Origin of the sequence: Aquabacterium sp. J223, assembly GCF_024666615.1 — a bacterium.
Classification (GTDB): Bacteria; Pseudomonadota; Gammaproteobacteria; order Burkholderiales; family Burkholderiaceae_C; genus J223.
In genome coordinates, this window is the sequence record NZ_CP088297.1 from 4,371,204 (window position 1) to 4,383,339 (window position 12,136).

Sequence of the window (12,136 nt, forward strand, 5' to 3'; positions counted from 1 at the left end):
ACAGCGTCGGGCACCGGCCGGTATACGATGGCCCGCATAGTGCTTATGGCCCCGCGCCTATGCCAACCCACGCATCGCTCGCCAAGATCGACCTCCATCTTGTCAGGGTCCTGCACACCGTGATCACCGAGCGCAGCGTCTCGCGGGCGGCCATGCGGCTGCACAGCACGCAGCCGGCCGTCAGCGCGCAGCTCAAGCGGCTGCGCGCGCTGACCGGCGACGCGCTGCTGGTGCGCGCCGGCGCCGGCCTGTCGCCCACCGAGGGCGCGTTGCAGATGGTCGACCATGCGGCGCGGCTGCTGCAAGAAGCCGACCAGTTGTTCGGCCCGCGCCGCCGCGGCGCCGGCTTCGACGCCGCGCAGAGCGCCCTGCAGGTGCGCGTCGCCGCCAGCGACTACCTCGACCCGCACTTCCTGCCGCGGCTGGTGGTGGCGCTCAAGCGCGCGGCGCCGGGCGTGACGCTGGAGCTGCAGCCGCTGTCGGCCGATTTCGACTACCCCCGGCGGCTGGCCGAGGGCGAGGTCGACCTGGTGATCGGCAACTGGCTGCAGCCGCCGCCCGACCTGCACCTGGGTCGGCTGATGAGCGACGAAGTGGTCTGCCTGATGGCCCGCGACCATCCGCTGGCCCGCGCCGCCGCCGGGCGCGGCTGGACCGTGGAGCGCTACCTCGACGGCGAGCACATCGCCCCCACCGCCACCCACCCCGGCGCCCGCGGTGTGATCGACGAGCACCTGGACCGCCTGGGCCTCAAACGGCGCATCGTGGTGCGCAGCTCGCACTTCGGCCTCATCCCCGCCATGGTGGCCGACAGCCTGCTGGTGCTCACCACCGGCCGCCAGTTCTGCCAGCGCTTCCTCGACGCCGGCCTGCCGCTGCGCATCGTGCGCTGCCCGGTGGCCTTTCCGCCGATGGTCTATTACCAGCTCTGGCACGAACGCAGCCATGCCTCGCCCGCGCTGCGCTGGCTGCGCGAACAGGTGCGCGACGTGGCGCGGTCGCTGGTGCAGGCGTCGCCGCGCGCCGGGCGCGAGAGGGCGGTGGCATGACGACCGCCCTGCGCCGCCGCGCCATCCGTGCGGACCTGCTCGACTTCACCGCCGACCCCGGCCTGGAGGACGTCAACGGCCCCGGCGTGCGCTGGCGGCCCGACCACTGGCTGCTGATCGACGAGCAGGGCCGCATCGCCGGCGCGCAGCCGGCCAGCGAGCCGCTGCAGGGCGACTGGCAGGTCGAGGACCACACCGGCCGCCTCGTCCTGCCCGGCTTCATCGACACCCACCTGCACAGCGGCCAGATCGACGTCATCGGCGCCCACGGCACCGCGCTGCTCGACTGGCTGGAGACGCACACCTTCCCCGCCGAGCGCCGCATGGGCGACGCGGCGCACGCCGAGGCCATCTCGTCGCTGTTCCTCGACGCGCTGCTGGCCACCGGCACCACCACCGCCGCGGTGTTCCCGACGGTGCACGTGTCGTCGGTGGACGCGCTCTTCGCGCAGGCCGAGGCGCGCGGCATGCGGCTCATCGCCGGCAAGGTGCTGATGGACCGCCACGCCCCCGAGTTCCTGCGCGACGAAGCCGCCGCCAGCGACGCCGACAACCGGGCGCTGATCGAGCGCTGGCACGGCCGCGGCCGGCTGGCCTATGCGGTGACGCCGCGCTTCGCCGTCACCAGCACGCCCGAGCAGATGCGCCTGGCCGGCCGCCTCGTTGGCGAGGTGCCCGGCCTGTACATGCAGACCCACGTCGCCGAGAACACCGACGAGGTGCGCTGGGTGGCCGAACTCTTCCCCGAGGCGCGCAGCTACCTCGACGTCTACGCCCGCTTCGGCCTGCTGCACGACCGCTCCATCTTCGCCCATGGCATCTGGCTGGACGAGGCCGACCGGCAGGCGCTGGCCGCGGCCGGGGCCCAGGTGGCGCACTGCCCGTCGTCCAACCTCTTCCTCGGCAGCGGCCTGTTCGACTGGGCCGCGGCCGAGGCTGGCGGCGTGAACGTCAGCTTCGGCTGCGACGTGGGCGGCGGCACCAGCCTGTCCATGCTGCGCACCATGGCCGACGGCTACAAGGTGCAGGCGATGCGCGGCCGCCGGCTCACCGCCTTCAAGTGCCTGTACACCGCCACCCGCGGCGCCGCGCGGGCGCTCAGGCTGGAGCAGGAGATCGGCAGCCTGGACGTCGGCGCCACCGCCGACCTCGCCATCTGGGACTGGGCCAGCGACCCGGTGTCGCGCCGCCGCCAGCAGGTGGCGCGCGACCTGCACGACCGGCTGTTCGCCTGGATGACGCTGGGCGACGACCGGAACCTGGTGGCCACCTGGGTGGCGGGCCGGCCGGTGGTGACCAGGAGCCAGCCATGACCCTGCGACTCGAGCTGCAAGGCATCACCAAGCAGTACCCCGCGGTGCGCGCCAACGACGCGGTGTCGCTGAAGGTCAGGCCCGGCGAGATCCACGCCGTGCTGGGCGAGAACGGCGCCGGCAAGTCCACGCTGATGAAGATCATCTACGGCGCGGTGCGGCCCGACGCCGGCGAGATCCGCGTCAACGGCCAGCCGGTGGACATCCGCAACCCGCAGGAGGCGCGGGCGCTGGGCATCGCCATGGTGTTCCAGCACTTCTCGCTGTTCGACACGCTGAGCGTGGCCGAGAACGTCTGGCTGGGCCTCGACAAGACGAAGCCGCTGCCCGAGGTCACCCGGCGCATCACCCAGGTGGCCGCCGACTACGGCCTGGAGGTGGACCCGCTGCGGCCGGTGCACACCCTGTCGGTGGGCGAGCGCCAGCGGGTGGAGATCGTGCGCTCGCTGATGACGTCGCCGCAGCTGCTCATCCTCGACGAGCCGACCTCGGTGCTCACCCCGCAGGCGGTGGACAAGCTCTTCATCACCCTGCGGCAGCTGGCCGCGCAGGGCTGTTCCATCCTCTACATCAGCCACAAGCTCGACGAGATCCGCGCGCTGTGCCACACCTGCACCGTGCTGCGTGGCGGCCGCGTCACCGGCGAGGTGACCCCGGCCAACGAAACCAACGCCAGCCTGTCGCGGCTGATGATCGGCGCCGAGCCGCCCGCGCTCACCCACCGGCCGACGCAGCCGGGCGCGGTGGCGCTGGCGCTCAAGGGCTTGAGCCTGCCGCAGCGCGACCCCTTCGGCGTGGCGCTGCACGGCCTGTCGCTGGAGGTGAAGGAAGGCGAGATCGTCGGCATCGCCGGCGTCTCCGGCAACGGCCAGCAGGAGCTGATGGCCGCCGTCTCCGGCGAGGACGTGCGCCTGCCCGACGGCAGCGTCTGGCTCTTCGGCCAGGACATCTCCCGCCGCGGGCCGGTGCCGCGCCGACGGCTGGGCCTGCACTTCGTGCCGGAGGAGCGGCTGGGCCGCGGCGCGGTGCCCACGCTGTCGCTGCAGCAGAACACCCTGCTGACGCGCACCGAGGGCGTGTCGCGCGGCGGCTGGGTGCGCACCGGCGAGGTCCGGCGCCTGGCCGAGTCGCTGATCGCCCGCTTCAAGGTCAAGGCCGGCGGGCCCGACGCGGCGGCGAAGAGCCTGTCCGGCGGCAACCTGCAGAAGTTCCTCGTCGGCCGCGAGATCGACGCCAAGCCCAAGGTGCTGGTGATCTCGCAGCCCACCTGGGGCGTGGACGTGGGCGCCGCCGCGCAGATCCGCGGCGAGCTGCTGGCGCTGCGCGACGCCGGCTGCGCGCTGCTGGTGGTGAGCGAGGAGCTCGACGAACTGTTCGAGATCGCCGACCGGCTGGTGGTCATCGCGCGCGGCCGGCTGTCGCCCAGCCTGCCGACCCGCGAGGCCACGGTGGAGCAGATCGGCGAATGGATGAGCGGGCTGTGGCCGGGCGCCGCGGCCGACACGAGGGAGGCGGCCCATGCTCAAGCTTGAGGCCCGGCCGCAGCCGTCGCAGGCCATGTCGGTGGCCTCGCCGCTGATCGCGCTGGCCATCACCGTGCTCATCGGCATCGGCCTGTTCGTGCTGCTGGGCAAGGACCCGGTCCGCGGCCTGCAGGTCTTCTTCGTCGAGCCGGTGAAGAGCGTCTACGCGCTGTCCGAAGTGGGGGTGAAGGCGGTGCCGCTGGTGCTCATCGCGCTCGGCCTGGCGGTGTGCTACCGCTCCAACCTGTGGAACATCGGCGCCGAGGGGCAGTACATCCTCGGCGCACTGGCCGGCGGCTGGGTGGCGATGCAGGCGACCGCGGAGACCAGCCGCTGGATCGTGCTGGCCATCCTGCTGGCCGGGGTGCTGGGCGGCGTGCTGTGGGCGGCCATCGTCGCCCTGCTGCGCGACCGCTTCAACACCAGCGAGATCCTGGTCAGCCTGATGCTGGTCTACGTCGCCGAGCAGCTGCTGGCCTACCTGGTCTACGGCCCGTGGAAGGACCCGCAGGGCTACAACTTCCCGCAGACCATCACCTTCGCCACCGTCACCCAGATCCCCAGGCTGATGGCCGGCAGCCGGCTCAACATCGGCCTGCTGGTCGCGCTGGCGGCCGTGGTGCTGAGCTGGCTGTTCCTCTTCCGCACCTACCGCGGCTTCCAGCTGCAGGTGGGCGGGCTGGCGCCGGCGGCGGCGCGCTACGCCGGCTTCTCCTCGCGCACCGCGCTGTGGACCGCGCTGCTGGTGTCCGGCGGCATGGCGGGGCTGGCCGGCGCGCTGGAAGCCGCCGGGCCGCTGCGCCAGCTCACGCCCTTCGTGCCGGCCGGCTACGGCTTCGCGGCCATCATCGTCGCCTTCGTCGGCCGGCTGCACCCGGTGGGCATCGTCTTCTCGGCGGTGCTGATGAGCATGTTCTACATCGGCGGCGAGCTGGCCCAGTCGCGGCTGGGCCTGCCCAAGGCGCTGACCGGCGTCTTCCAGGGCCTGCTGCTGTTCACCCTGCTGGCCTGCGACACGCTGATCCATTACCGCGTGCGCTGGAAGGCGGCCGCGCGGCCGGTCGCAGCGCCCACCACCGCCACCGCCACGGTGAAGGAAGCCTGATGACGACCCCCCGCTCACGTTGTTCGCGGCCCCCGAGGGGGCGCAGGCCTCCCTCGGGGCGGCCCGGCGGGAGGCCTGATGGAGTCCCTGGCCCTCCTCCTCGCCGCCACGCTGAACGCCGGCACGGTGCTCGCGCTGGCCGGCCTCGGCCTGCTGGTCAACGAGCGCGCCGGCATCGTCAACCTCGGTGCCGAGGGGATGATGCTGGTGGCCGCCATCGCCGGCTTCGCCACCGCGGTGCACACCGGCAGCGACGTGCTCGCCTTCGCCGCCGGCATCGGCGCGGGGGCGCTGATGGCGGCGGCCTTCGGCGTGCTGGTGATCTGGCTCAACACCAACCAGTACGCGAGCGGCCTGGCGCTGAGCCTGTTCGGCGCCGGCTTCTCGGCCTTCGTCGGCATCCGCTACACGCAGGAGAAGCTGGGCCCGAGGCCGAGCTTTGCCATCCCCGGCCTGGCCGACATCCCGCTGGTCGGGCCGGCGCTGTTCCGCCAGCACCCGATGGTGTACCTGGCGGTGGCGCTGACGCTGGCGCTGGCCTGGTTCCTCTACCGCTCGCGCGCCGGGCTGGTGCTGCGCGCGGTGGGCGAGTCGCCCGAGTCGGCGCATGCGCTGGGCTACCCGGTGCGCCGGCTGCGGCTGGCCGCGGTGATGGCCGGCGGCGGCCTGTGCGGCCTGGCCGGCGCCTACATCTCGGTGGTCTACACCCCGCTGTGGGTGGAGGGCATGACCGCCGGCAAGGGCTGGATCGCGCTGGCGCTGACCACCTTCGCCACCTGGCGGCCGGCGCGGGTGCTGCTGGGCGCGTACCTGTTCGGTGGCGTCACCATGCTGCAGTTCCACCTGCAGGGGGAGGGCGTGGAGATTCCCAGCCAGGTGCTGTCCATGCTGCCCTACCTGGCCACCATCGTGGTGCTGGTGCTGATCTCGCGCAACCCGACCTGGATCCGCATCAACATGCCGGCGTCGCTGGGCAAGCCGTTCTTCCCCGGTGGCTGACGCGGCCCCGCGGCGCGGCTCTTGCTTTTCGTCACCTCGATAATTCCCGTTCCCCCCGTCACCCTGGAGACCCGATGAACCACCCCGTGTCCAAGCGCTCGCTGTTCAAGCTCGCCGGCTGGTCCTCGCTGGCCGCGGCAGCCGCCCTGGTCGGCTGCGGCAAGAAGGAAGAGCCGCCCGCGGCCGCGCCCACCGCCGCCGCGCCGGCCTCGGCGCCCGCCGCCGCCGAGCCGCTGAAGGCGGCCTGGATCTACGTCGGCCCGGTCGGCGACGCCGGCTGGTCCTACGCCCACGACCTGGGCCGCAAGGAAGTCGAGGCCGAGTTCGGCGACAAGGTGAAGACCACCATCGTCGAGAAGGTGCCCGAGGGCGCCGACGCCGAGCGCGTCATCCGCGACCTGGCGGCGCAGGGCAACAAGGTGATCTTCGCCACCTCCTTCGGCTACATGGAGCCGATGCTCAAGGTGGCGAGCGAATTCCCCGACGTCAAGTTCGAGCACGCCACCGGCTACAAGACCGCGCCGAACATGCGCATCTACGATGCCAAGTTCTTCGAGGACACCTACCTCGCCGGCATGATCGCCGGGTCGATGACCAAGACCAACACGCTCGGCTTCGTCGGCTCCTTCCCCATCCCCGAGGTGCTGCGCAACATCAACGCCTTCACCCTCGGTGCGCAGGCGGTGAACCCGAAGATCAAGACCAAGGTGGTCTGGGTCAGCACCTGGTTCGACCCGCCCAAGGAGACCGAGGCCGCGCAGAGCCTGATCAACGGCGGCGCCGACGTGCTGCTGCAGAACACCGACTCCACCGCGGTGCTGCAGACCGCCGAGAAGAACGGCAAGTACGCCTTCGGCTGGGACTCGGACATGAGCGCCTTCGCCACCAAGGCGCACCTCGGCTCGGCGGTCGCCAACTGGGGCGGCTACTACAAGAAGACCATCAAGGAGGTGATGGACGGCACCTGGAAGACCGAGCGCACCGTCTGGGGCGTCAAGGAAGGCCAGAACGACCTGATCAAGGTGTCGGACGCGGTGCCCGAGGACATCCGCAAGAAGGTCGACGAGATCAAGGCGCAGATGAAGGCCGGCACCTTCGAGGTGTTCAAGGGCCCGGTGGTCGACAACACCGGCAAGGAGCGCCTGGCCAAGGACGCCACCGGCGACCAGGACTGGCGCGACAAGATCGACTTCTACGTCAAGGGCGTGGAAGGCAAGATCCCCGCCGCGAAGTGACGGCGGCGGGCACCCCGCCCGCCCTGCGCACCACCACGCCGCCCGTGCCTCGCCGCCGGGCGGCGTCTTTCTTGCTGCCGCTGCAGGACCCCGTCCGCATGCAAGGACCCGAGAGATGAACGAACACCGGCTCTGGCATCCGGTGGCCCGCCCGGACGACCTGCGGGCCGCCGGCGACCGGCCGCTGACCGTGACCCTGCTGGGCGACGACCTGGTGCTGTGGCGTGACGATGCCGGCACCGTGCAGGCCTTTCCCGACCGCTGCCCCCACCGGGGCGCGCGGCTGTCCCTGGGCCGGCTGCGCCGCGGCACCGGCGAGCCGACCGTGCTGGCCTGCGCCTACCACGGCTGGCGCTTCGCCGCCGGCGGCGCCTGCGTGCACATCCCCGCCGCGCCGGGCCGCACGCCGGCCGCCGGCCAGGCGGTGCGCACCTTCGCGACCCGCGAGGCCCACGGCCTGGTCTGGGTGCGCCTGGGCGACGAGGGCGACGAGGCGCCGCCCGCGCCCGCCGGCCTGCCCGCCCGGGCGGTGGTCTGCGGCCCGTTCGACGTCGCCACCTCCGCGCCGCGGGCGGTGGAGAACTTCCTCGACACCGCCCACTTCGGCTACGTGCACGACGGCTGGCTGGGCGACCTGGCGCACACCGAGGTGCCGGCCTACGAGGTCGAGCGCGCGGCCGACGGCCGGCCGTCGGTGCCGCACTACCTGGCCTGGCAGCCAAAGGCCAGCAGCACGTCCACCGAGGGCCGCTGGATCGACTACCGCTACGAGGTGCTGTCGCCGTACGCCGCGCTGCTGGTCAAGACCGCGCAGGGCGCCGGTTCCCACACCGAAGCCTATGCGCTGTGGGCCAGCCCTCAAGGCGACGAGCGCTGCCGCGTCTGGTTCACCATGTGGACCAGCGATGCGGACGTGTCGGATCAGGCGCTCATCGACTTCGAGACCACCATCTTCCTGCAGGACAAGGAGATCCTCGAATCGCAACGGCCGCGCCGCCTGCCGGTGTCCGGTGGCGAGGCCCACGGCCCCGCCGACCGCCTCTCGGTCGCCTACCGCCGCTACCTGCAGCAGGCCGGCATCACCTGCGGAGTGTGTTGAATGACGACGCTGCCCGACATCGCCTTCGACGCCATCCCCCGCGCCGCGCTGCCCGCGCTGCTGCGGCGCATGCCCAAGGCCGAGCTGCACCTGCACATCGAAGGTTCGCTGGAGCCGGAGCTGATCTTCGCGCTGGCCCAGCAACACGGCGTCGCGCTGCCCTACGCCGACGTGGAGGCGCTGCGCCGCGCCTACGCCTTCACCGACCTGCAGAGCTTCCTCGACATCTACTACGCCGGCGCGTCGGTGCTGCTGCAGGCGGCCGACTTCGAGGCCATGGCCATGGCCTACTTCGAGCGCGCCGCGGCCGACAACGTGCGCCACGCCGAGCTGTTCTTCGACCCGCAGACCCACACCGAGCGCGGCGTGCCGGTGTCCACCGTCATCGAGGGCCTGTCCGGCGCGGTGGCGCGGGCGAAGCAGGAGCTGGGCGTCAGCGCCTCGCTCATCCTGTGCTTCCTGCGCCACCTCGACGAGGCCAGCGCCTTCGCCACGCTGGAGGCCGCCCTGCCCTTCCGCCAGCACTTCATCGGCGTCGGCCTGGACAGCAGCGAGCGCGGCAACCCGCCGGAGAAGTTCGCCCGCGTCTACGCCCGCTGCCGCGAACTCGGGCTGCACCTCGTCGCCCATGCCGGCGAGGAAGGCCCGCCGGCCTACATCGAGACCGCGCTGGACGTGTTGAAGGTCGAACGCATCGACCACGGCGTGCGCTGCGTCGACGACCCGGCGCTGGTGCAGCGGCTGGCGCGCGAGCAGGTGCCGCTGACCGTCTGCCCGCTGTCCAACGTCAAGCTGTGCGTGTTCGACGCGCTGGACAAGCACAACCTCAAGGCGCTGCTCGACGCCGGGCTGAAGGTGACCATCAACTCGGACGACCCGGCCTACTTCGGCGGCTACGTCAACGCCAACTACACCGAGACCTTCGCCGCCCTGCCCGCGCTCACCGCCCGCGACGCCTACCTGCTCGCGCGCAACAGCTTCGAGGCCAGCTTCGCCGGCGACGCCGACAAGGCGGTCTGGATCGCCGAGCTGGACGCGGTCTTCCGCGAGGCGGCCGCCCGGGCCTGACCTGGGCCGGGCGCGGTCGGCCCGCCGCTGTACCCTTGGCGACCCTTCAAGCAAGAACGACGGCATGACCCTGGACGCCAAGGCCGACGGCCTCAAGCAACGCAATTTCCCCACCGCCCAGCAGGAGGCGGTGGTGGCGCAGCCGCCGTCGCGCTACGACGGGCCCGGCAGCGCCTACCAGCTCGCCTTCACCGACCAGGACTTCCTGCTGCGCGAGGAGCTGCGGCCCATCCGCATGCAGCTGGAGCTGCTCAAGCCCGAGCTGCTGATGCAGGAGCTGGGCATCGAGGCCACCATCGTCATGTTCGGCAGCGCCCGCATCCCGGCACCCGACGATGCGCGGGCGGCGCTGGAGGCGGCCCGCAAGGACGGCACCGAGCTGCTGGTCAGGCGGGCCGAGGCGGCGCTGTCGATGTCGCACTACTACGACGAGGCGCGGCGCTTCGCCGGGCTGGTGACGCGGCGCTCGGCGCAGCTGGACAAGCCGGTGTACGTGGTCACCGGCGGCGGGCCCGGCATCATGGAAGCGGGCAACCGCGGCGCCGACGAGGTCGGCGGGCGCAGCATCGGCCTGAACATCGTGCTGCCGCACGAGCAGGCGCCCAACCCGTACATCACGCCGGAGCTGTGCTTCCAGTTCCACTACTTCGGCCTGCGCAAGATGCACTTCCTCATGCGCTCGGTCGCGCTGGTGTGCTTCCCCGGCGGCTTCGGCACGCTGGACGAGCTGTTCGAGGCGCTGACGCTGATGCAGACCGGCAAGTCGCGCAAGCGCCCGGTGCTGCTGTTCGGCCGCGACTTCTGGAGCCGGCTGATCAACTTCGACCTGCTGGTCGAGACCGGCATGATCAGCCCCGGCGACGTCAACCTGTTCCGCTTCGTCGAGACGGCCGAGGAGGCCTGGCAGGTGCTCGACGAGGAATACGGCTTCGAGAAGGGTGCATGAACCGGCACCCTCCTCGGCCGGTGGAAAGGCCGCCGGGGCCATGACGACTGTCGTCGGCCTCGTTGGCGCGCCCACCGACGTGGGCGCCGGCATCCGGGGCGCCAGCATGGGCCCGGAGGCGCTGCGCGTCGCCGGCCTTGCCGAGGTGCTGGTCGAACAGGGTCTGACCGTCCACGACGCCGGCAACCTCGACGGCCCGCGCAACCCCTTCACCACGGCGGTGGACGGCCTGCGCCACCTGCAGGAGGTCGTCGCCTGGAACCAGGCGGTGCACGACGGGGTGTGGGCCGAGCTGCAGGCGGGGCGGCTGCCGCTGCTGATGGGCGGCGACCACTGCCTGGCCGTCGGCTCCATCAGCGCGGTGGCCCGCCACTGCCGCGCGCAGGGCCGCAAGCTGCGGGTGCTGTGGCTGGACGCGCACGCCGACTTCAACACCCCGCTCATCACGCCCAGCGGCAACCTGCACGGCATGCCGGTGGCCTGCCTGCTGGGCGAAGGCCCCGAGGCGCTGGTGCGCATGAGCGGCGAGGTGCCGGCGCTGAGGCCCCGGTCCGTGCGCCAGGTCGGCCTGCGCTCGGTGGACGCCGCCGAGAAGCGCTTCCTGCACGACCGCGGCATCGAGGCCTGGGACATGCGCTTCATCGACGAGCACGGCATGCGCCACACCATGGAACTGGCGCTGGCCACCCTGGACGAGCGCACCCACCTGCACGTCAGCTTCGACGTCGACTTCCTCGACCCCGACGTCGCCCCCGGCGTCGGCACCACCGTGCGCGGCGGCCCGACCTGGCGCGAGGCGCAGCTGTGCATGGAGATGATCGCCGACACCGGCCGCCTGGGCTCGCTGGACGTGATGGAGCTCAACCCCGCCCGCGACGTGCGCAACGCCACCGCCGAGGCGGCGGTGGAGATGGTGGCCAGCCTGTTCGGCCGCAGCACGCTGGTGCGGCAGCGCCCTTGAGGGACCCGCGCGCGGGTCCCGCCCCGACCGCCCGCCCGCCCGCAGACGTGACATCGCGTTACGGGCATGGTGGTTGCCGACGCCCCTCGGCATTCGACACCACCTCAGGGAGCGTTCATGAATCGGACCACTGGAACACGGCTCGCCGTGCCGGCGCTGCTGGCCTTGGCTGCCACGTTGACCGCCTGCGGCGGCGGCGGGGGCGGCGGGGGCGCGGCACCGGCGGCACCGGCCGCCGGCACCTACAACGTGCAGGCGGCGTTCCGCAACGTGCTGAGCACCGGCGGCACCTGGAACCTGCCGGACCGCAGCAACGCCACCGCGACGTACACCGTGTCCATCGCGCCGGCGGCCGCGGCGGCCTTCCCGCTCAACGGCACAACCTACGCACGGTCGGTCAGCAACACCATCCTGGCCGGCCTGAAGCTGCCGCCGGCCGACGGCACCATCTACTACGAGCTGAGCGGCAACAGCGTGAAGGTGATCGGCAACCAGGTCAGCGGCGAATGCGGCAGCAACCCGGGGGCCGCGACCGAGGTGGCCCTGCCGACCGCTGCGCAGGTCAACGGCGCGCCGGCCACGGTGTACTCGCTGAGCCTGCGGCCCGACTGCAATCCGGCCACCGCCCCCGGCCCGACGGTGAACATCCAGTGGCAGCTGGTGCAGGACAGCCAGACCGCCATCGTGCTCTTCTGCCTGAACAACCCGCCGTCGGGCGCCGGCGAGGTGGTGTCGACCTGCATCGAGATCGACGCGGCCGGCAACCTGCTCGGCCGCGCCCGCCTGGCGCGCGGCCCGGCCAACGGCACCGCCACCTTCGAGGCCCGCAACTTCTGAC

At 72.2% G+C, this 12,136-nt stretch carries 11 protein-coding genes; all 11 read left to right on the forward strand.

All coding sequences use genetic code 11. The annotated features are described in order from the left end of the window. Positions 1-59 precede the first annotated feature (59 nt). The 11 genes from LRS07_RS20495 to LRS07_RS20545 all read left to right on the forward strand — a co-directional run bounded on the left by LRS07_RS20495 (position 60) and on the right by LRS07_RS20545 (position 12,135). Positions 60-1,049, forward strand: coding sequence for a LysR family transcriptional regulator (locus LRS07_RS20495; protein ID WP_260499763.1), 990 nt, complete (start codon positions 60-62; stop codon positions 1,047-1,049). After that, on the forward strand, positions 1,046-2,362 hold the full coding sequence (gene guaD, locus LRS07_RS20500; protein ID WP_260499764.1) for a guanine deaminase: 1,317 nt from the start codon (positions 1,046-1,048) through the stop codon (positions 2,360-2,362). Before LRS07_RS20495 ends, guaD begins: the two co-directional genes overlap by 4 nt. Next, positions 2,359-3,894 carry an ABC transporter ATP-binding protein gene (locus LRS07_RS20505; protein WP_260499765.1) on the forward strand — a complete coding sequence of 512 codons (1,536 nt, stop codon included), beginning with the start codon at positions 2,359-2,361 and terminating at the stop codon, positions 3,892-3,894. Before guaD ends, LRS07_RS20505 begins: the two co-directional genes overlap by 4 nt. Beyond that, on the forward strand, positions 3,881-4,990 hold the full coding sequence (locus LRS07_RS20510) for an ABC transporter permease (RefSeq protein ID WP_260499766.1): 1,110 nt from the start codon (positions 3,881-3,883) through the stop codon (positions 4,988-4,990). The genes LRS07_RS20505 and LRS07_RS20510 overlap by 14 nt, the downstream gene beginning before the upstream one ends. A 78-nt stretch (positions 4,991-5,068) precedes the next feature. Continuing rightward, complete coding sequence (locus LRS07_RS20515; protein WP_260499767.1) at positions 5,069-5,989, forward strand: ABC transporter permease; 921 nt, start codon at positions 5,069-5,071, stop codon at positions 5,987-5,989. A 74-nt stretch (positions 5,990-6,063) separates the two neighbouring features. After that, complete coding sequence (locus tag LRS07_RS20520; protein WP_260499768.1) at positions 6,064-7,224, forward strand: BMP family ABC transporter substrate-binding protein; 1,161 nt, start codon at positions 6,064-6,066, stop codon at positions 7,222-7,224. Between the two features lie 115 nt (positions 7,225-7,339). Continuing rightward, entirely contained in the window at positions 7,340-8,323 is a 984-nt protein-coding gene (locus LRS07_RS20525) for a Rieske 2Fe-2S domain-containing protein (RefSeq protein ID WP_260499769.1), read from the forward strand. Next, positions 8,324-9,391 carry an adenosine deaminase gene (locus LRS07_RS20530; protein WP_260499770.1) on the forward strand — a complete coding sequence of 356 codons (1,068 nt, stop codon included), beginning with the start codon at positions 8,324-8,326 and terminating at the stop codon, positions 9,389-9,391. It begins immediately after the preceding gene. A 64-nt stretch (positions 9,392-9,455) separates the two neighbouring features. After that, positions 9,456-10,337, forward strand: coding sequence for an LOG family protein (locus LRS07_RS20535; RefSeq protein WP_260499771.1), 882 nt, complete (start codon positions 9,456-9,458; stop codon positions 10,335-10,337). 40 nt (positions 10,338-10,377) lie between these two features. Continuing rightward, the gene (gene rocF / locus LRS07_RS20540) at positions 10,378-11,298 is read left to right on the forward strand and encodes an arginase (protein ID WP_260499772.1); all 921 of its coding nucleotides are present in this window, start codon (positions 10,378-10,380) and stop codon (positions 11,296-11,298) included. A gap of 117 nt (positions 11,299-11,415) precedes the next feature. After that, entirely contained in the window at positions 11,416-12,135 is a 720-nt protein-coding gene (locus LRS07_RS20545) for a hypothetical protein (protein ID WP_260499773.1), read from the forward strand. Position 12,136: the final 1 nt, after the last annotated feature.

Excerpts from the sequence above, each read along its gene's own strand:
- LRS07_RS20545 (WP_260499773.1), top strand. The coding sequence starts at position 11,416 with ATGAATCGGACCACTGGAACACGGCTCGCCGTGCCGGCGCTGCTGGCC.
- LRS07_RS20525 (WP_260499769.1), top strand. The coding sequence starts at position 7,340 with ATGAACGAACACCGGCTCTGGCATCCGGTGGCCCGCCCGGACGACCTG.
- LRS07_RS20520 (WP_260499768.1), top strand. The coding sequence starts at position 6,064 with ATGAACCACCCCGTGTCCAAGCGCTCGCTGTTCAAGCTCGCCGGCTGG.
- guaD (WP_260499764.1), top strand. The coding sequence starts at position 1,046 with ATGACGACCGCCCTGCGCCGCCGCGCCATCCGTGCGGACCTGCTCGAC.
- LRS07_RS20495 (WP_260499763.1), top strand. The coding sequence starts at position 60 with ATGCCAACCCACGCATCGCTCGCCAAGATCGACCTCCATCTTGTCAGG.
- LRS07_RS20505 (WP_260499765.1), top strand. The coding sequence starts at position 2,359 with ATGACCCTGCGACTCGAGCTGCAAGGCATCACCAAGCAGTACCCCGCG.
- LRS07_RS20535 (WP_260499771.1), top strand. The coding sequence starts at position 9,456 with ATGACCCTGGACGCCAAGGCCGACGGCCTCAAGCAACGCAATTTCCCC.
- LRS07_RS20510 (WP_260499766.1), top strand. The coding sequence starts at position 3,881 with ATGCTCAAGCTTGAGGCCCGGCCGCAGCCGTCGCAGGCCATGTCGGTG.
- LRS07_RS20530 (WP_260499770.1), top strand. The coding sequence starts at position 8,324 with ATGACGACGCTGCCCGACATCGCCTTCGACGCCATCCCCCGCGCCGCG.
- rocF (WP_260499772.1), top strand. The coding sequence starts at position 10,378 with ATGACGACTGTCGTCGGCCTCGTTGGCGCGCCCACCGACGTGGGCGCC.
- LRS07_RS20515 (WP_260499767.1), top strand. The coding sequence starts at position 5,069 with ATGGAGTCCCTGGCCCTCCTCCTCGCCGCCACGCTGAACGCCGGCACG.